The 18,645-nt window shown below is 74.4% G+C and carries 17 protein-coding genes; 12 read left to right on the top strand and 5 right to left on the bottom strand.

Annotated elements, in window-relative coordinates; genetic code table 11:
* The first annotated feature begins 17 nt into the window (after positions 1-17).
* The 6 genes from ahcY to hpf all read left to right on the top strand — a co-directional run bounded on the left by ahcY (position 18) and on the right by hpf (position 7,587).
* Positions 18-1,502 carry an adenosylhomocysteinase gene (ahcY, locus tag O2W18_RS15490; protein ID WP_269188364.1) on the top strand — a complete coding sequence of 495 codons (1,485 nt, stop codon included), beginning with the start codon at positions 18-20 and terminating at the stop codon, positions 1,500-1,502.
* 116 nt (positions 1,503-1,618) lie between these two features.
* Complete coding sequence (mtrA, locus tag O2W18_RS15495) at positions 1,619-2,326, top strand: MtrAB system response regulator MtrA (protein ID WP_269188365.1); 708 nt, start codon at positions 1,619-1,621, stop codon at positions 2,324-2,326.
* 19 nt (positions 2,327-2,345) lie between these two features.
* Complete coding sequence (gene mtrB, locus O2W18_RS15500) at positions 2,346-4,094, top strand: MtrAB system histidine kinase MtrB (protein ID WP_269188366.1); 1,749 nt, start codon at positions 2,346-2,348, stop codon at positions 4,092-4,094.
* Entirely contained in the window at positions 4,091-5,830 is a 1,740-nt protein-coding gene (locus O2W18_RS15505; protein WP_269188367.1) for an LpqB family beta-propeller domain-containing protein, read from the top strand. The genes mtrB and O2W18_RS15505 overlap by 4 nt, the downstream gene beginning before the upstream one ends.
* 95 nt (positions 5,831-5,925) lie before the next feature.
* A complete protein-coding gene (locus tag O2W18_RS15510) occupies positions 5,926-6,816 on the top strand; it encodes a ComF family protein (protein WP_269188368.1) in 891 nt (296 codons plus the stop codon).
* 27 nt (positions 6,817-6,843) lie between these two features.
* Positions 6,844-7,587 carry a ribosome hibernation-promoting factor, HPF/YfiA family gene (hpf, locus tag O2W18_RS15515; RefSeq protein ID WP_269188369.1) on the top strand — a complete coding sequence of 248 codons (744 nt, stop codon included), beginning with the start codon at positions 6,844-6,846 and terminating at the stop codon, positions 7,585-7,587.
* 60 nt (positions 7,588-7,647) lie between these two features.
* On the opposite strand, the gene O2W18_RS15520 is transcribed toward hpf, so the two are convergent.
* On the bottom strand, positions 7,648-8,199 hold the full coding sequence (locus O2W18_RS15520; RefSeq protein ID WP_269188656.1) for a GNAT family N-acetyltransferase: 552 nt from the start codon (positions 8,197-8,199) through the stop codon (positions 7,648-7,650).
* A gap of 5 nt (positions 8,200-8,204) precedes the next feature.
* Positions 8,205-8,642, bottom strand: coding sequence for a TIGR03618 family F420-dependent PPOX class oxidoreductase (locus tag O2W18_RS15525; protein WP_269188370.1), 438 nt, complete (start codon positions 8,640-8,642; stop codon positions 8,205-8,207).
* A gap of 87 nt (positions 8,643-8,729) precedes the next feature.
* Between O2W18_RS15525 and secA the strand changes: the two genes are divergently transcribed.
* Positions 8,730-11,876 (top strand): preprotein translocase subunit SecA, encoded by a 3,147-nt coding sequence (secA, locus tag O2W18_RS15530; protein WP_269188371.1) that lies wholly within the window; start codon positions 8,730-8,732, stop codon positions 11,874-11,876.
* 89 nt (positions 11,877-11,965) lie between these two features.
* Here the strand turns inward: secA and O2W18_RS15535 are convergent, their stop codons facing one another.
* A complete protein-coding gene (locus tag O2W18_RS15535; RefSeq protein WP_269188372.1) occupies positions 11,966-12,565 on the bottom strand; it encodes an Rv3235 family protein in 600 nt (199 codons plus the stop codon).
* A gap of 42 nt (positions 12,566-12,607) precedes the next feature.
* Complete coding sequence (locus O2W18_RS15540; protein WP_269188373.1) at positions 12,608-13,360, bottom strand: hypothetical protein; 753 nt, start codon at positions 13,358-13,360, stop codon at positions 12,608-12,610.
* Between the two features lie 90 nt (positions 13,361-13,450).
* On the opposite strand from O2W18_RS15540, the gene O2W18_RS15545 reads away from it, so the two are divergent.
* Positions 13,451-14,020: a hypothetical protein gene (locus O2W18_RS15545; protein ID WP_269188374.1), complete on the top strand. Its 570-nt coding sequence runs from the start codon at positions 13,451-13,453 to the stop codon at positions 14,018-14,020.
* Positions 14,021-14,029: 9 nt separating this feature from the next.
* Here the strand turns inward: O2W18_RS15545 and O2W18_RS15550 are convergent, their stop codons facing one another.
* Positions 14,030-14,275 (bottom strand): helix-turn-helix domain-containing protein, encoded by a 246-nt coding sequence (locus O2W18_RS15550; RefSeq protein WP_269188375.1) that lies wholly within the window; start codon positions 14,273-14,275, stop codon positions 14,030-14,032.
* Between the two features lie 200 nt (positions 14,276-14,475).
* Here O2W18_RS15550 and O2W18_RS15555 point away from each other — a divergent pair, with 200 nt between their 5' ends.
* The 4 genes from O2W18_RS15555 (at position 14,476) to O2W18_RS15570 (ending at position 18,645) form a co-directional block, all read left to right on the top strand.
* Entirely contained in the window at positions 14,476-15,240 is a 765-nt protein-coding gene (locus O2W18_RS15555; RefSeq protein ID WP_269188376.1) for an SAF domain-containing protein, read from the top strand.
* A complete protein-coding gene (locus O2W18_RS15560; protein WP_269188377.1) occupies positions 15,240-16,517 on the top strand; it encodes an AAA family ATPase in 1,278 nt (425 codons plus the stop codon). Before O2W18_RS15555 ends, O2W18_RS15560 begins: the two co-directional genes overlap by 1 nt.
* 107 nt (positions 16,518-16,624) lie before the next feature.
* Positions 16,625-18,019: a WS/DGAT/MGAT family O-acyltransferase gene (locus tag O2W18_RS15565; protein WP_269188378.1), complete on the top strand. Its 1,395-nt coding sequence runs from the start codon at positions 16,625-16,627 to the stop codon at positions 18,017-18,019.
* A 122-nt stretch (positions 18,020-18,141) separates the two neighbouring features.
* Positions 18,142-18,645, top strand: coding sequence for a DUF6912 family protein (locus O2W18_RS15570; RefSeq protein WP_269188379.1), 504 nt, complete (start codon positions 18,142-18,144; stop codon positions 18,643-18,645).

An 18,645-nucleotide genomic window follows, 5' to 3' on the forward strand; every position in this document is an offset into this window, starting at 1 on the left:
CCGGACACTGGAGCGACATGACCGCCAGCACTGGCACCCGCGTCCTGACCGACGGCGACTTCAAGGTCGCCGACCTCTCCCTGCACGTCTTCGGCCGCAAGGAGATCTCCCTCGCCGAGCACGAGATGCCCGGTCTGATGGCGCTGCGCGCCGAGTACGGCGACGCCCAGCCGCTGGCCGGCGCCCGCATCGCCGGCTCGCTGCACATGACCATCCAGACCGCCGTGCTGATCGAGACGCTGGTCGCCCTCGGCGCCGACGTCCGCTGGGTGAGCTGCAACATCTTCTCCACCCAGGACCACGCGGCCGCCGCGATCGTCGTCGGCGACGGCACCCCCGAGGAGCCCACCGGCGTGCCGGTCTTCGCCTGGAAGGGCGAGACGCTGCCGGAGTACTGGTGGTGCACCCAGCGGCTGTTCGAGTTCGCCGACGCCGACGGCACGCTCATCGGGCCGAACATGCTGCTGGACGACGGTGGCGACGCCACGCTGCTGGTGCACCTCGGCACCCGCTTCGAGGCCGACGGCGTCGTCCCGGACACCACCGAGGCCGACTCCGAGGAGTACGGCGTCATCCTCGACGCGCTGCGCACGAGCCTGACCGAGGACGACCAGCGCTGGACCCGCATCGGTGCGGCCATCAAGGGCGTCACCGAGGAGACCACCACCGGGGTGCTGCGGCTCTACGAGCTCGCCCGTGAGGGCCGGCTGCTCTTCCCGGCGATCAACGTCAACGACTCGGTCACCAAGAGCAAGTTCGACAACCTCTACGGCTGCCGGCACTCGCTGATCGACGGGCTGAACCGCGCCACCGACGTGATGATCGGCGGCAAGGTCGCCGTCGTCTGTGGCTACGGCGACGTCGGCAAGGGCTGCGCGGAGTCGCTGCGCGGCCAGGGTGCCCGGGTCATCGTCACCGAGATCGACCCGATCAACGCCCTGCAGGCGGCGATGCACGGCTACGAGGTGACCACGCTCGACGAGGTCATCGGCAAGGCCGACATCATCATCACCACGACCGGCAACAAGGACATCATCTCCGCCGAGCAGCTGGCCTCGACCAAGCACCAGGCGATCATCGGCAACATCGGTCACTTCGACAACGAGATCGACATCGCCGGCCTGACCCGCACCCCCGGGGTGGTGCGGACGACGATCAAGCCGCAGGTCGACGAGTGGCGGTTCGCCGACGGCCACACGATCATCGTGCTCTCCGAGGGGCGGCTGCTGAACCTGGGCAACGCCACCGGGCACCCCAGCTTCGTGATGAGCGCGTCGTTCGCCAACCAGACGCTGGCGCAGATCGAGCTGTGGGGCAACCGGGCTGCGTACGAGGGCAAGACCCCCGGCGTCACCGTGCTCCCCAAGCGGCTGGACGAGCACGTCGCCCGCCTCCACCTGGACGCCCTCGGGGTGAAGCTCACCACGCTGACCAAGGTGCAGGCCGACTACCTCGGCGTCCCGGTCGAGGGCCCGTACAAGAGCGACCACTACCGCTACTGAGCGGACCCCTCGCCCGGTGCGCACCGCACGGCTCTGAGCTGCACGTTCCGCCCCGTCCGGGGAGTCTTCCGGGCGGGGCGGACCGCTGGGTGGACTTCGTCACGCATTATGGGTCCGTGCCACCTTCAGCTCCCACTGCCGGGACCAGCCGCGGCCGCGTCCTCGTCGTCGACGACGACGCCGCCCTCGCCGAGATGCTGGGCATCGTGCTGCGCCGGGAGGGTTACGACCCGGCGTTCGTCTCCGACGGGGCACGAGCCGTGGCCACCTTCCAGCAGGTCCGCCCGGACCTGGTCCTGCTGGACCTGATGCTGCCCGGCCGCAACGGCCTGCAGATCTGCGCCGACATCCGCACCCAGTCCACCGTGCCGATCGTGATGCTGACCGCCAAGGGCGACACGATCGACGTCGTGCAGGGCCTGGAGGCCGGGGCCGACGACTACGTGACCAAGCCGTTCAAGCCGGTCGAGCTGGTGGCGCGGGTGCGGGCCCAGCTGCGCCGCGGGGAGACCGGTCAGGCGGAGACCCTGGCCATCGGGGACGTGCAGATCGACGTCCCGGCCCACCAGGTCACCCGGGACGGCGAGGCGATCCCACTCACCCCGCTGGAGTTCGACCTGCTGGTGGCCCTCGCCCGCAAGCCGCGCCAGGTCTTCACCCGTGAACTGCTCCTCGAGCAGGTCTGGGGCTACCGACACGCGGCCGACACCCGGCTGGTGAACGTGCACGTCCAGCGGTTGCGCGCGAAGGTGGAGCGCGACCCGGAGAAGCCCGAGGTGGTGCTCACCGTCCGCGGGGTGGGCTACAAGGCCGGTCCGCCGTGACCTGGGCACCCCGCCGGTCGTGAGCACCCCGCCGGTCGTCAGCACCGCCACCGGGGAGCCGGCCGCCGACCAGGCCCGGGTGGCCGCACCGGGCAGCGCCGCCGTGGGCGCGCCCGGGCCCCGGCCTGCCGGTCGTCCGCCGTCGGCACGGGTGCGGCGCCGGATGCGCCGCGCGCGGCGGCGGGCGCTGGTGGTCGGGGGTCGCGCCCTGCGCCGCGCAGTGCGCGCCTGGCGGTCCTCGCTGCAGCTGCGGATCGGTGCCATCACCATGCTGGTCGCCAGCACCGTCGTGGTGATCGTGAGCCTGGTGCTGTTCAGCCAGATCAGCGACCAGCTGCTCCGGGTCAAGCGCGACGCCGCCATCGACCAGGTGCTGAACGGGGTGGCGTACGCCCAGACCGAGGTCAGCGGCATCGCCACCGGTGACTCGGCGAGCGTCCGGTCCACGCTGGCCCGCACCGTCGAGGGGCTGACGTCCCGGGGTGGCTCGGCCGGTGACTTCGAGGTCGTCATGGTCTACGGCTCCGGCGACCAGGAGCGCCCGGCGTGGAGCCGGCTGGACATCTACCCGGCCCTCCCGGCCGACCTGCGCGCCGAGGTGGCCGACGGGTCCCCGGCCTGGCGGTACGCGCCGGTGCCCGGGGAGCAGGGGGAGCCTGTGCCCACCCTGGTGGTGGGGGCCCCCGTGCCCACCGATGCCCGCAGCGGCGACCGGGTGGAGGTCTACTTCGCCTTCCCGCTGGACCAGGAGCAGGAGAGCCTGGGGCTGATCCGCAGCACCGTGGTGATCAGCGGGACCGCGCTCGTGCTCTTCGTCGTGGGGATCGGCGTCCTGGTGACGCGGCTGGTCGTCGGCCCGGTGCGCCGCGCCGCCGGAGGTGCGCAGCGGCTGGCGGCCGGGCACCTGGAGGAGCGGCTGGCCGTGCGCGGCGAGGACGACCTCGCGCGGTTGGCCACCAGCTTCAACGCGATGGCCGAGAGCCTGCAGAAGCAGATCACCCAGCTGGAGGGCCTGTCCCAGCTGCAGCAGCGGTTCACCTCCGACGTCTCCCACGAGCTGCGCACGCCGCTGACCACGGTGCAGATGGCGGCGGACGTGCTGCACGAGGCCCGAGGGGACTTCGACCCGGCCGTCGCCCGCTCCGCGGAGCTGCTGCGAGCGGAGCTGGACCGTTTCGAGGGGCTGCTGACCGACCTGCTCGAGATCAGCCGGTACGACGCCGGCGCGGCGACCCTCGAGGCGGAGGCGCAGGACCTCGGCCCGCTGGTCGAGCGGGTCGCCGCCGGGATGACCGTGCTCGCGGAGCGGCACGGCTGCACGCTGCAGGTCGAGGTCCCGACGTCGGCGGTCATCGCAGAGGTGGACGGGCGACGGGTGGAGCGGGTGCTGCGCAACCTCATCGGCAACGCGATCGAGCACGGGCAGGGGCAGCCCGTCGAGATCACCCTGGCTGCGAACCGTTCGGCGACGGCGATCACGGTGCGCGACCACGGTGTCGGCCTGGACCCGGTGGCGGCCCAGCACGTCTTCGACCGGTTCTGGCGCGCCGATCCCTCTCGGATGCGCACCGTGGGCGGCAGCGGCCTCGGCCTGTCCATCAGCCTGGAGGACGCCCGGCTGCACGGTGGCTGGCTGCAGGTGTGGGGCCAGCCCGGGCAGGGGGCACAGTTCCGGCTCACCCTGCCGCTGACCGCCGGCGCCGACCTGGCCAGTTCACCGCTGCCGCTGCGCCCGGCGCCCACGCGCCTCGTCGGGGGCGGGTCGTGACCGGGCCCCGCTCCGGCCGGCTGGCCCCGCTCGTCGCGCTGCTCGCCGTGTCCGTGCTGGCCGGCTGCAGCACCGTGCCCAGCAGTTCCCCGACGGTGCGGATCACCCAGGCGGCCGCCCCACCGGCCGGTGCCGTCGGCATCGAGCCGCCGGCGCCGGTACCGGGCGCGACCCCGGAGGAGGTCGTCCGCGGGTTCATCGACGCCAACGCCAGCACCGTCCGCAACCACCCGGTGGCCCGCCAGTACCTGACCGAGGAGGCCGCTGCGGCCTGGCGGGACACGGACGGGCTCACCGTCATCAGCGGCGACTACGCACCGGTGCGCACCGCACCCGGCGTCGTCGAGGTCACCGCTGCCCAGGTGGGCACCGTCGACCAACGCGGCAGCTTCACCGTCGGCACCGGGGAGGTCTACAACCACAGCTTCACGCTCACCGAGGAGTCGGGGGAGTGGCGGATCAGCGACCCGCCCGACGGGCTGCTGATGCTCGAGCCGGACTTCGCCCGCACCTACGAACCCGTCGACGCCTACTTCCTTGACCAGTCCGGCACCCGGGTGGTCCCCGACCCCCGCTACCTGGTCGAGGGCGGTGCCCAGCCGAACACGCTCGTCGAGCGCCTGCTCGACGGCCCGTCCCCGCAGATCGCCGCCGGCGTGCTCAACCCGCTGGCCGGCGCGGAGCTGCGCAGCACGGTGAGCACCTCCGGCCGGACGGCGACGGTCGACCTCACCTTCCCCGCCGACGTCGACGACGCGACGCTGCAAGCTGCCTCCGCACAGTTGGTCTGGTCCCTGGACCAGCTGGACGTGACCTCGGTGGTGGTGCTGCGCGACGGGCAGGAGCTCGGCCTGCCAGACGTGCCCGAGGAGCAGCGGGTCGACGACTGGCAGCAGTACGACCCGGACGTCGTCCCGGCCGATGCGGTCGGGCACCACCTCGCCGACGGTGCGCTGCGTCGTACCTCCGACGGCAGCGCCGCACCGGGGCCCGCCGGGGAGGGCGTGTACGGGCTGGAGTCCGCGGCGGTCTCGGTCGACGGCCGGACCGGAGCGCTCGGGCTCATTGCCGGGGTGTCGACCTCGGTGTCGCCGTCGGGGGCGCCGGCCACGCTGTACGCCGGTCAGTACGGCGGGGAGCTGCTGCCCGCGCTGACCGGCGGCAGCTTCACCGAGCCGACGACGGCCGGCACCCGGGCCGAGGTGTGGACCGTGCGGGACGGCGCCGAGGTGATCCGGCTGCCCGAGGGCGGGGCGCCGCAGACGGTCAGCGCACCCACGCTCCCCGGACTCGGCCGGGCGACCGCGTTCCAGCTCTCCCCGGACGGGTTGCGGGCCGCCGTGGTGATCGACGGCCCCGAGGGGGGACAGCTCTACGTCGGTACGGTCGTCCGGGCCGACGACGCGGTCAGTGTCCGGGACCTGCGGTCGGTCGCCCCCGCGATCCGACAGGTGGTGGACGTCGCCTGGCGGAACGCCGGGTCGCTGCTCCTGCTGGCCGGCGACCCGAGCACCGGGCGCACCGTGCCGTACGAGGTGAGCGTCGACGGCTGGGGGCTCACTGAACTGACCACCTCGGGGTTGCCCGCCCAGCCGACCGGCGTCGCCGCCGCGCCGGGCCGTCAGCCCCTGGTCAGCGCCGGCGGCACCCTGTGGCAACTGCCCGGCGGCAACTGGGTCACCGCCGTGCGCGGGGCCGCGCCGCTGCCCGGAAGGGCGCCCTTCTACCCGATGTGACCGGGCAGCGCCGGCCGTCGTCCCCACGCCCACCCCGGGTCCCCAGCGCCGTGCTGCGCCACCGGGGTCCGGCCGCGGACCGGCAGGCTGTCGGCATGGTCAGCGCCGGCGGCATCGACGGGGACGGCGGGCTGGCCGGGGTGCTGCGCGCCGGGAGCTGGGCACTGGCCGACCTGGTGCTGCCCCGCAGCTGCGCCGGCTGCGCGATGCCCGGCGACGCCCTGTGCCCGGCCTGCGGGCGTCGACTCACCCGACCCAGGCTGGCCGAGCCGCGGAGGCACCCGCCCGGCTTCCCGCCGACCGTGGCGGCCGGCGCCTACGCCGGGTCGGTGCGCCCCGCGGTGCTGGCCTTCAAGGAGCACGGCCGGGCCGAGCTGGCCGGGCCGCTGGGCACGGCCCTGGCGCTGGCCGTCGGCGTCGTGCTGGCCGGTGCGGCCGGGCCGGCGACCGCGCACGTCGTCCTCGTCCCGGTGCCGAGCTCGGCGGCGGCGGTGCGCCAGCGGGGCCGGGACCACGTGCGGGAACTGGCCGATCGCGCCGTGGCCGAGCTTCGGGCAGCCGGCGTACCCGCCCGGACGGCGCCGGTGCTGGGCAGGCTGCGGGGGCGGGCCGGGCGCACCCGGGACTCCGCCGGCCTGGACGCCGCCGCCCGGCGGGCCAACCTGGCCGGCCGGTTCCGCGTGCTGCCCGCCGGGCACCGGGCGTGGGCCGGGGTGCCCGCGGGCAGCCGGCTGGTGCTCGTGGACGACGTCGTCACCAGCGGAGCGACCCTGACCGAGGGGGCCCGGGCGCTCGCCGGGGCCGGGGACACGCCGTGGCGGGACACGCCGGTGGTGGCCGCGGTCGTCGCGGCGACTCCACGACGGGTCCACCGGCCGTTCGCCGCGGCGCCACCTGGGTCGTTCACGGTGCGTGGTCGAGGTGGAGCGGAGCTGGACCCTGCTTCCACTGTCGGGACCGGGGTACAGCGTCTAGCGTCGGGTTGATCACACCCCGCTCAACTGGGAGGTCCCATGGAGATCGTGGTCCGTGGTCGTAACGTCGAGGTGCCCGAGCACTTCCGCCAGAAGGTGGAGGACAAGGTCGGCCAGCTGGAGCGGTTCGACGGCAAGGTCATCCGCATCGACGTGGAGCTGCTGCACGAGAAGAACCCTCGGCAGACAGCCAACGCCCAGCGCGTGGAGATCACGCTGCGGGGCAAGGGGCCGGTGGCCCGCGCCGAGGCGTCAGCCCCAGATTTCTACGCCGCGCTGGAACTCGCAGCCGGCAAGCTGGAGAACCACATGCGGCGGGCCAACGACCGTCGCCGCGTGCACCACGGCCGGCGCACACCACCGAGCGTCCGGATCGACGGCGTGCCCACGGTCGAGGAGCCGGTGCTCGACGGGGTGAGCAGCGCCCCTGTGGGAGAGCCGGACGGGGCAGGGTCCGCCGACGTCGAGGCAGCGCTGGCCGACGGCCCCCTGGTGACCGACCTGGACGAGCACCTGCCCGGCCGGATCGTCCGGGAGAAGGTGCACCCGGCCACCCCGATGCACATCGACCAGGCCCTGTACGAGATGGAACTCGTCGGCCACGACTTCTTCCTCTTCCTCTGCGCCGACACCGGCGTGCCCTCGGTCGTCTACCGGCGGCACGCCTTCGACTACGGGCTGATCCGGCTCGGCGCCCCGGCCGACGCCGAGGACAGCGGGGCCCCGGCCGCCGCCGTCGCGGCATCCGCGGCGGCGGGGGACCTCCAGCCCGCGCACGCCTGACCCGCTGCCCCGGCGAGCCGCCCTCCGCACCGCGGAGGGCGGCTCGTCGCCCGTCCGGGGTCAGTCGGTGGGCAGCCGGGAGAAGACCGCGGCGTCGCCCCGGCTGCCGTCCCGGTAGGCCAGGTAGGAGCGCAGCACGCCCTCCTGGGTGAGCCCCGCCCGGCGGGCGACCGCCTGGGAGCCGGCGTTGCGGACGTCGGCGACCAGGTACACCCGGTGGGCGCCGAGCCCCAGCGCCCACTCGGCGAGTGCGTGCGTGGTCTCCGCGGCGTAGCCCCTGCCGCGTGCCGACGGCGCGAGCCAGTAGCCGATCTCCGGCCCCATCGGGTGCTGGCCGATCCGGTGCACACCGGTGGAGCCGACCACGACCCCGTCCACCTCGATGGCCAGGTTGGTGCCCGTGCCCGCCCGGCGTTCGGCCGGGGAGTCCTCGAGCACGTACGCCAGGGCGTCGGCGCGCGTGTACGGCACCGGGATGTTGATCCAGCGCTGGACGTCGGGGTCCTGACAGCCGGCCAGCACCGCCTCGACGTCGTCCTCGCGGAAGGGGCGCAGCGCCAGCCGGTCGGTGCGCACCACCTCGGTGGTCAGGTCGATGCCGCGCAGCTCCATCCCGGTCACTGCGGCTCCTCGGGAGCCCGCCAGCGTTCGGCGTTGCCCAGCACCCGGTCGATCGAGATCTCCAGCACCACCCGGGCCGGGTTGACCCGTGGCTGCTGGTAGCGGACGGCGTACCGGGCCTCGGCGTCGGCGACGGAACCGGCGTCCTCGCGCACCACCGCCGTCCCCTCCAGCGTCGTCCACACCTTGCCGTCGACCTGGCAGACGGCCACCCGGGCCTGCCCGCCCCGCACGTGCCGGACCTTCGCCGAGGTGCCGGAGGTGATCACCCGGGCGGTGCCGGTGGCGGCGTCGAGGGTGACGCCGACCGGCACGACGTGCGGGCTGCCGTCGGCGCGCAGCGTGGTCAGCGTGGCCAGGTGCCGCTCGGTGAAGAAGGCCACGACCCCCGGTCCGAGCAGCGGGCGAGGTGGGGAGTCTGCGGCAGAGGACACGTCGCGGAGGGTACGAGTCCGGCGGTCCGGGCAGGACGCTCGGCCGCGCCGGGACCGCTTCACAGCCGCGCCGCCTACGCTGGGGTCGTGGTGTTCAACAAGATCCTGCGTGCCGGTGAGGGCAAGATCGTCCGACGGCTGACGAAGATCGCCGACGCGGTGGAGGCCCTCGAGCCCGACGTCACCGATCTGACCGACGCCGAGCTGCGCGCGAAGACCGATGAGTTCAAGGAGCGCTACGGCGACGGGGAGACCCTGGACCACCTGCTCCCCGAGGCGTTCGCCGTGGTCCGCGAGGCGGCCACCCGCACGCTGGGCCAGCGGCACTACCGGGTGCAGCTGATGGGCGGTGCCGCGCTGCACCTGGGCAACATCGCCGAGATGAAGACCGGTGAGGGCAAGACCCTGACCGGTGTGCTGCCGGCCTACCTGAACGCGCTCAGCGGCGACGGCGTGCACGTGATCACCACCAACGACTACCTGGCCCAGCGCGACGCCGAGTGGATGGGCCGGGTGCAGCGCTTCCTGGGCCTGTCGGTCGGCACGATCGTCTCCGGCCAGAAGCCCGACGTGCGCCGGCAGCAGTACGCCGCCGACATCACCCACGGCACGAACAACGAGTTCGGCTTCGACTACCTGCGCGACAACATGGCCTGGAGCAAGGGCGACCTGGTGCAGCGCGGCCACGCCTTCGCCATCGTCGACGAGGTCGACTCGATCCTCATCGACGAGGCGCGCACCCCGCTGATCATCAGCGGCCCGGCCGAGACGAGCGCCAAGTGGTACGGCGAGTTCGCCCGCATCGCCCCGCTGATGAGGCGTGACCGGCACTACGAGGTCGAAGAGGCCAAGCGGACGATCTCCATCACCGAGGAGGGCGTGGAGTTCGTCGAGGACCAGCTCGGCATCGAGAACCTCTACGAGGCCGCCAACACCCCGCTGATCAGCTATCTGAACAACGCGCTGAAGGCCAAGGAGCTCTACAAGAAGGACCAGCAGTACATCGTCACCGACGGCGAGGTCCTCATCGTCGACGAGTTCACCGGTCGAGTGCTGTCGGGCCGCCGCTACAACGAGGGCATGCACCAGGCCATCGAGGCCAAGGAGCGGGTGAAGATCAAGGACGAGAACCAGACTCTCGCCACGATCACCCTGCAGAACTACTTCCGGCTCTACGAAAAGCTCTCCGGGATGACCGGCACGGCCCAGACCGAGGCCGCCGAGCTCAACCAGACCTACTCCCTCGGGGTCGTGCCGATCCCGACGAACCGGCCGATGGTCCGTGCCGACCGCGCCGACGTGATCTACAAGACGGAGAAGGCCAAGTTCGACTCCGTCGTCGAGGACATCGCCGAGCGGCACGCCGAAGGCCAGCCGGTGCTGGTCGGGACCGCGAGCGTGGAGAAGTCCGAGCTGCTGAGCAAGTACCTGCTCAAGCGGGGCATCCCGCACGAGGTGCTCAACGCGAAGAACCACGCCCGGGAGGCCTCGATCATCGCGATGGCCGGGCGGCTCGGCGCCGTCACCGTCGCCACCAACATGGCCGGCCGCGGCACCGACATCCAGCTCGGCGGCAACGCCGAGTTCATCGCCGACGAGGAGCTGCGCGTCAAGGGCCTGTCCCCGGCGGAGACCCCGGAGGAGTACGAGGCCGCCTGGGACGACGCCCTCGCGTCGGCCAAGGCGCAGGTCAAGACCGAGCACGACCAGGTGACCGAGGCCGGTGGCCTGTACGTGCTGGGCACCGAGCGGCACGAGAGCCGGCGGATCGACAACCAGCTGCGTGGTCGGTCCGGACGGCAGGGCGACCCGGGGGAGTCGCGGTTCTACCTGTCGCTGGGCGATGACCTGATGCGCCGGTTCAACGGGCCGATGCTCGAGTCGATGATGACCACGCTGCGGGTCCCCGACGACCAGCCGATCGAGTCGAAGATGGTGAGCCGGGCGATCCTGTCCGCGCAGACCCAGGTCGAGCAGCAGAACCACGAGGTCCGCAAGGACGTCCTCAAGTACGACGAGGTGCTCAACCGGCAGCGCACGGTCATCTACGACGAGCGCCGCAAGGTGCTCGACGGCGAGGACCTGCACGTGCAGGTGCAGACGATGGTCGACGACGTCGTCATCGCCTACGTCAGCGGCGCGACCGAGACCGGCTACGCCGAGGACTGGGACCTCGAGCAGCTGTGGGCCGGCCTCAAGGCGCTGTACCCGGTCGGTCTGGACCGGCAGGAGCTGCTCGACCGGGTCGCCGACGGCGACCAGGCGGCGCTGACCGCGGACGTGCTGAAGGAGGAGCTGCTCGCCGACGTGCACACCGCCTACGCCGCCCGCGAGGAGGCGCTCGGCTCCGAGGTGATGCGCGAGCTCGAGCGGCGGGTGCTGCTCACGGTGCTGGACCGCAAGTGGCGCGAGCACCTCTACGAGATGGACTACCTGCGGGCCGGTATCCACCTGCGCGCGATGGCCAACCGCGACCCGGTGGTGGAGTACCAGCGCGAGGGCTACGACATGTTCAACGCGATGCTCGACGGGATCAAGGAGGAGTCGCTCGGGTTCCTCTTCAACCTCGAGGTCAAGACCAAGGAGCAGCAGGCCGCGGAGGCCGCGCAGAAGCAGGCAGCCGCCGAGGCGGAGGCGCTCTCCCGGGCGCAGGCCGGGACCCAGCGGGTGCTGGCCCGGCAGGCCGCGGCCGCAGCCCAGGCGGCAGCCACTGCCCAGGCGGCAGCCACTGCCCAGGCGGCAGCCACTGCCCAGGCGGCAGCCACTGCCCCGGCGGAGGCCGCGGCCCCGGTGGCTCCCGCGGAGCCGGCCGCGCCCACCCCGCCGGCCGAGTCGGCCGCACCGCCCGCCGAGCCGGTCGCCCCGGCAGCGGACGGCAACGGCAGGGCCCCGGCTGTGCCGGCTGCTGCGCCGACGTCCAACGGCGCTGGGACGACGAGCTCCGCTCGGCGCACCCGCAAGGCCGCCCCCGCGGCGGCTGCCGCACCGGCGGAGGCGCCGGCCCCGGCGTCCACGGGCACCGGGCCGGAGCTGGACGTCAAGGGCCTGGAGGCCCCGGACCAGACGGAGCTGAGCTACAGCGCACCCAGCCTGGACGCGTCGCCCAAGGACGGTGGGCGGGCCAAGGCGGCGAAGACCGCGACCGTCACCGGCACCAAGGAGACACCGCGCAACGCGCCCTGCCCGTGTGGTTCGGGCAAGAAGTACAAGCAGTGCCACGGGGTCGCGGGCTGACCCGCTGAGCTCCCCGACGCCCCGCCGACCACCTGGTCGGCGGGGCATCGGCGTGTGGTCCGGACCCGCGCCACCGGGTGGCGAGCCGCTCAGCCGACCTGCAGCGCCGTGCACCGCCAGCGCCCGTCCACCCCCTCCAGCCGGGCGGCGACCGCGTGCGCCCGGCCGCCGCGCCGGGCCACGGCGCTGATCTCGGCCACCCCGTCCACCGGTTCGCAGACCCGTACCGAGCTCAGCAGCAGCGGGGCGGTCCCCTCGGTGCACCAGCGCGGCCGGCGCCGCCCGCTGAGGGCCTGGAACAGCGCGGGGCTCACCAGGGACTGCAGCTGGCTGATCGGCCGACGGCCGGCGAACGCCTCCAGGGTCAGGGTCACCAGTCGCCGTCCGGCGGCCTGCGGGTCGGGCAGCTCGGCCCGGCGCGTCCAGGCCGGCCCGAAGTCCGCCGCATCACCGGCGGGCCGGGCCGGCCGGTCCAACCGGGGTCGCGGGCCGGGCGGAGGTGCCGGCCGTGGTGTGCGCCGGCCTGGGACCAGCAGCCGCACCGGCACGTCCTCCTTCTGCAGGGGAGGTCCGGGGGTGCGGACGACGACGAGCTGCAGCCGCCGGGGGACCGGCGTCGGCGCAGCGGTCAGCGGCCTGGACGGCGGGGGAGCAGGTGGTGCGGGGGAGAGCTGCGGCGCGGCGGTCATCGGTGTCTCCTCGGGACGACGGGAAGGCGGATCGGGGGCGGGTCAGGTGGGGGGCCGCAGCACCTGACCGGGCAGCAGCAGGTCCGGGTCGGGGCCGATGACGGTGGCGTTGGCCGCCCACCACGCCTGCACGGCGGCCGCGACCTCGGCGTCGGTGACCGGCTGCCCGGGGTGGCGGCCGGTGAGCCAGTCGCGGGCCACGTCCCACAGGCAGTCGCCGCGGAGGACGACGTGGTCGCCGGTCGCCGGCCCCGGCCAGTCGGGCGCCCGGGCCGTGTCCTCCGCCGGGGCCGTGTGTTCCGCCGGGGCCGTGTGTTCCACCGCCGTCGCCGGTGCGCCCGGCCAGTCGGGCTGTACGGCGGGTGCCGCAGGCCCCGACGGCCAGTCGGCGGAGGTGGAGCTCGTCTCGGCCGAGGCGACGGTGAGTGGACCCGGACCGCTGGGCAGCGCGATGGGCGCCGCGGTGCTGAGGCCGACCCCGATCGCGATCGCCGCGACCCGCCGGGCGCCGGCCGGGAGGACTCCGCGCAGCAGCACCCCGGCCGTCCGGCCGGCCAGGCCGGGCGCCGCGGTGGCGGCGGTCAGCAGCAGACCGAGCGCACCCCAGGCCCAGCACAGCCACGCCAGGGCGGTCACCGCCACGAGCACGAGGGCGTCCGCCCCGGCGGTGTCGACGAGCCGCTGGGGATCGGCCAGCGCAGCGCGGATCGTCCCCGGCTCCGACCCCAGCCGGCGCAGGCCACCGGCGACCAGGGCGAACGCCGACGCCGTCACCGCCCAGCGCACCGCCGACATGCTCGCTCTGCTCACAAGGAGGACCAAACACCACCAAGCAAAGCAAATGCAACCAAACGCAAGGATCTGTGGACGGGCTAACCTCCGGTCATGCGCTGGGAGCAGTTGTTCGCCGACCTCGAGGGCCAGTTGGCCGAGCAGGAGGCCGCCGCCGAACAGGGCGACGAGGCGTCTCGGGCGCGCGCCGAGCACGGACGGGTCCGGCTGGCCGACCGGCTACGGGGCTCGGCCGGGCAGGATGTCTCGCTGAGCTCCCGCGGTGCCGGTGAGCTCGCCGGCCGGCTCGTCGACGTCGGCGTCGACTGGGTGCTCCTGGTCGATCACCAGCGTCGCGAGGTGCTCGTCGCGCTCGGTGCGGTGAGCGCGGTGTCCGGGCTCACCACCGCGACCGCCGTGACCGACGCGGCCGGTGTCGTCGACCGGGCCCTGGACCTCCGCCGGGCTGCTCGGGCGCTGGCCCGGGACCGGGCCGCACTGCACTGCCTGCTGGTGGACGGCGCCGTCCTGGCGGGGACCGTCGACCGGGTCGGGGCGGACTTCCTGGAGGTGGCCGAGCACCCGATCGACCAGCCCCGGCGCCGTGGAGCGGTCACCGGGGTCCGGGCGGTGCCGCTGGACGCGATCGTCGCGCTCCGGACGTCGGAGCCGGCGGCCGGCTGAGCGGCTCGCTCAGCGCGGGGAGTCCACCTCGGCGTCGTCGGCGGCCGGCTCCTCGGCGACGGCGGACGATCGCGCCTCGGCGTACTTCTGCTGGATGAAGCGCTCCAGCTCGTCCTTCTCGACCCGCCACTGACCCCGCCCGCCGATCTGGATGGCGATCAGCTCCTTGCGGCGCACCAGCGCGTAGGCCTGTGACCAGGAGACGTTGAGGATCTCCGCGACGTCGTCGAGGGTCAGGAAGCGCTGGGTGGCCATGGGGTCGGAGTTCTCCCGTCGAAGGTGCCCGCCAGTGTGGCAGTCGGGTGAATGGCGCCCGGATGGTCCACCCGAAGGTGTGGACAACCGCTGCGCACCGGTTCGTCCCTCGGTCATGATCCCCATCCGCGACCGCGTACGGCGAGGTCAGCCGGGTGACCGGCCCGAGACGGACAGACAGGGCGAGGGATGACCGACCGATGAGCGCGCCCACCGCGGCGCCGTCCACCGTGCGCGCCGACACGGCTCCACCCGGCCCGGCGGCGCGTCGGGTCCGCCCGCCCCGCTGGCTGGACCTGCGGCTGGTGCTCGGGGTGCTGCTCGTGCTGGGCTCGGTCCTGGTCGGCGCCCGGGTGGTGACGGCTGCGGACGCCACCGTGCCCGTCTGGTCGGCTGCCGGCGACCTGGCGGCCGGCACGGTGCTGTCCGAGGCCGACCTGGTCCCGGTCTCCGTCCGGCTGGACGACGTCGCCGAGGCCTACCTGGCCACCAGCACCCGCCCGGCGGGGCGGGTGCTCGCCCGCGCGGTGCGGGGCGGGGAGCTCCTGCCGCGATCGGTGCTCGAGGAGCCGGGTGACCTGGTGCAGCTCGCGCTCCCGGTGCAGGCCGGCTACGTCCCTCCCGGGCTCGACCGCGGGCAGGTGGTCGACGTCTACGCCGTGGCCGACCCGGTGGTGGGCGGGTCCGCGCCGACCGGCGGCGGGGTGGACGTCGTCGTCGCCGCTGCACCGGTGCAGGCGGTCACCGGGCGCGGGGACGGCGTCCTCTCCACGGCCACGTCGACCGTGCAGGTGGTCGTCGCCGTGCCGGCCGAGGACGCCGCCGACGTGCTCGCCTCGATCCGGGGGCGCGGCCTGGTGGTCGTGGTCCGGAACTCCGTCGAGGCTCCACCCGGCACGGGTGGGCCCACGGCCGACCGCAGCGACGCACCGGCCGCGGTCGTCCCGGCCGGGCCGGTGGACTGATGGCCCTGCAGGTCTTCACCGCGGTCACCGGCGCGTCCTGGGAGTCCGAGCTCGTCGGGGCGCTGGACCGCGAGGACCACGGGGTCACCGTCGTCCGGCGTTGCGTCGACGTCGCCGACCTGCTGGCCGCCGCGACGACCGGCACCGGGCAGGCGGCGCTGCTGTCGGCCGAGCTGCGCCGGCTGGACGGCACGGCGGTGGCCCGGCTGACCGCCGCCGGCATCGCGGTCGTCGGTCTGGTGGAACCCGGGGACACCCGGGCGACCGACCGGCTCCGCCAGCTCGGCGTCGTGCGGGTGCTGCCTGCCGACGCCCCGGCCGAGGAGATCGCCCGCGCGCTCCGGGACGCGGTGCGCGGCGGGCCGGTGGGTGGCCACGACGTGGGCGACCCGCGGTCGGCGCTGCCCGTGCTGGGGCTGCCGCCCGAGGAGTCGGCCCGCCCGGCCGGCCGGGGCCGGGTCGTGGCCGTCTGGGGCCCGACGGGCGCGCCCGGTCGCACCACCGTGGCCGTCGGGCTCGCCGACGAGGCGGCCCGTCTCGGGGTCTCCACTCTGCTGGTGGACGGGGACGTGTACGGCGGTGTGGTCGCGCAGGTGCTCGGCCTGCTGGACGAGTCCCCCGGCGTGGCAGCGGCCGCCCGGCAGGCGGCGGCCGGGACGCTCGACGTCGCAGCGCTGGCGAGACTGGCCTGGGCGGTGCACCCGGACCTGCGGGTGCTGACCGGGCTGGCCCGGGCCGACCGGTGGCCCGAGCTGCGGCCGCAGGCGGTCGCGGTGGTGCTCGAGGAGGCTCGGCGGCTGGCCTCGCTGACCGTGGTCGACTGCGGGTTCTGCCTGGAGGAGGACGAGGAGCTCTCCTTCGACACCGCCGCGCCACGGCGGAACGGAGCCACCCTCACCGTGCTCGAGGAGGCCGACGTGGTCCTCTGCATCGGCGGAGCCGACCCGGTCGCCCTCCAGCGCACCGTCCGGGCGCTGGCCGAGCTGCGCGAGGCGCTCCCGGACGTGGAGCCGGTCGTGGTGGTCAACCAACTGCGCCGGGGTCCGGTGCCCGGCGACGCGCGGCAGGAGATCGCCGGTGCGCTGAACCGCTTCGCCGGCCGCGAGGTCCGGGCCTTCCTCCCGGCCGACCGGCGGGCCACCGACGCGGCTCTGGCAGCCGGACGGACCCTGGCGGAGGTCGCCCCCGCCTCCCCGCTCCGCACGGGGCTGCGCACGCTGGCCGCCCAGCTCAGCGGGGTCGCCGAGCCGGCCGGGCGGCGCCGGCGTTCGCACTGAGCCGTGCCGCCACGACCGACGCGCCTGCCGGGACGGGCAGGGGGTGGGCTGACCGGCCGTGATGCCGGGGCCGTAGCGTGGACCCGGCACCAGTGAGGGAGGTCACGTTGGTCGAACGGCTCACCGCGTTGGACGCGTCCTTCCTGTACCTGGAGGAACCGGGCACGCCCATGCACGTCGGTGCGGTGCTGGTCCTGGAGTGCCCCTCCGGGACGCTGGACCACGACGCCCTGATCGAACTGGTGCGCGCCCGGCTCCCACTGGTGCCCCGGTACCGGCAGAAGGTGCTGGAGGTGCCCGGCCACCTGGCGAACCCGGCCTGGGTCGACGACCCCGACTTCGACGTGACGTACCACGTCCGACGCTCCGCGCTGCCCCGGCCCGGCACCGAGGCGCAGTTGCTGGACCTGGTCGCCCGGCTGACCGCCCGGCCGCTGGACCTCAGCCGGCCGCTCTGGGAGATGTACCTCGTCGAGGGGCTGGCCGGTGACCGCACGGCGGTGGTGACCAAGACCCACCCGGCGCTCGTCGACGGTCTCGGGGCGATCGACATCGGGCAGGTGATCCTCGACCCGGACCCGGAGGCAGACCCCGCGCCGGCCGCATCGGACGAGTGGCGCCCGCGCCGCCCGCCGGGGTCGGCCGCCCTGGTCTGGGAGGCGGTGGAGGAGTACCTGCAGCGCCCTTCGGCGGTGCTCGAGACCGCCCGCACGGCGGCGGGCGACCTGCGCGCCACCGCGACGCGGTTGGCCGGGGTGGCCGGTGGGCTGGTGACCGCGGTGGCGCGCACCGCGGTGTCCCCGGCGCCGGTCAGCCCGCTGAACGCGCCCATCGGACGGCAGCGCCGGGTGGCCGTCGCCCGCGCCGACCTGGCCGACCTGCGGCTGGTGCGCAAGGCGCACGGCGGCACGGTCAACGACGTGCTGCTGACCTCGGTGACCGGCGCGCTGCGGGAGTGGCTCCTCTCCCGGGGTGAGCCGGTGGTGGGCAGCTCCTCGGTCCGCGCGCTGGTGCCGGTGTCGGTGCGGGCCGAGGAGGACGGCGGCGCCAACGAAGTCCGGTCCTTCCTGGTCGACCTCCCGGTGGGGGAGCCGAACCCGCGGGTGCGGCTGGCCCGGATCAGCTTCGCCATGCGGGGCCTGGCCCCCAGCGGGCAGTCGGTCGGGGCGGACACGCTCAGCGCCCTCTCGGGGTTCGCCCCACCGACGCTGCACGCCCTCGGTGCCCGCGCCGCCAGCGGGCTCTCCCGTCGGCTCTTCAACCTGGTCGTCACCAACGTGCCCGGCCCTCAGGTGCCGCTCTACGCCGGCCCGGCGCGGATGGTCGAGGTCTACCCGGTGGTGCCCCTGGTCCGGGGGCAGGGGCTGGCGATCGGGCTGACCAGCTACGACGGCACCGTCTACTTCGGGCTGAACGCGGACCGGGACAGCGTCAGCGACGTCGACGACCTGGCCGACCTCATCGAGCAGGAGATCGCCTACCTGGTGGAGGCGTCGCGCTGACGGAGGCCGGTTGATCCCCGGCCCGGGCGTGCGTCCGTGGGCCCGCACAGCGCGCCTGGGAAGATCGTCGGGTCGGCGGCGTTGGTGTCGCTGGGAACTCTCGACCATGAGGAGGCGAACCGGTGCGCGTGTACCTGCCGGCCACGACGACCGTGCTGCAACGGTTGCTCGACGAGGGCCGACTCGAGGGGCCGCACACGGTCTTCACGGTCACCCCGCAGCTGCGGGACTTCTACGAGCTCAGCGATGACGACGAGGAGCTCGAGTACGCCGCACTGCTCGCCGCGGCGCGGGCGAGCCTGCGGTTGATGGACGTCGACCCGCTGGCCGCCCGCCGCCGGGTGGTCCTCGCCGCGGACGTCCCGGAGACCTCGGTGACCCCCATCCAGGACGAGGGCGCCGACGCCGGTGCCGCGCGGACCACGGCTGACCTGGCCACCGGCGACATCGCCAGCGCGCACGTCGACGGAGCCGAGGCCGAGGCGGACGTCCGCGCGGCGGTCGCCGTCGTGCTGGAGGCCGACCTGGGCAGCGAAGAGGCGCAGTTCGTCGTCGACCAGGCGGAGGGGCACGAGCTCGCCTGGTACGCGACCCAGGAGATCGGCCCGGCGCTCGAGTTGCTCTGA

Source organism: Modestobacter sp. VKM Ac-2983 (assembly GCF_026967885.1).
Classification (GTDB): Bacteria; Actinomycetota; Actinomycetes; order Mycobacteriales; family Geodermatophilaceae; genus Modestobacter.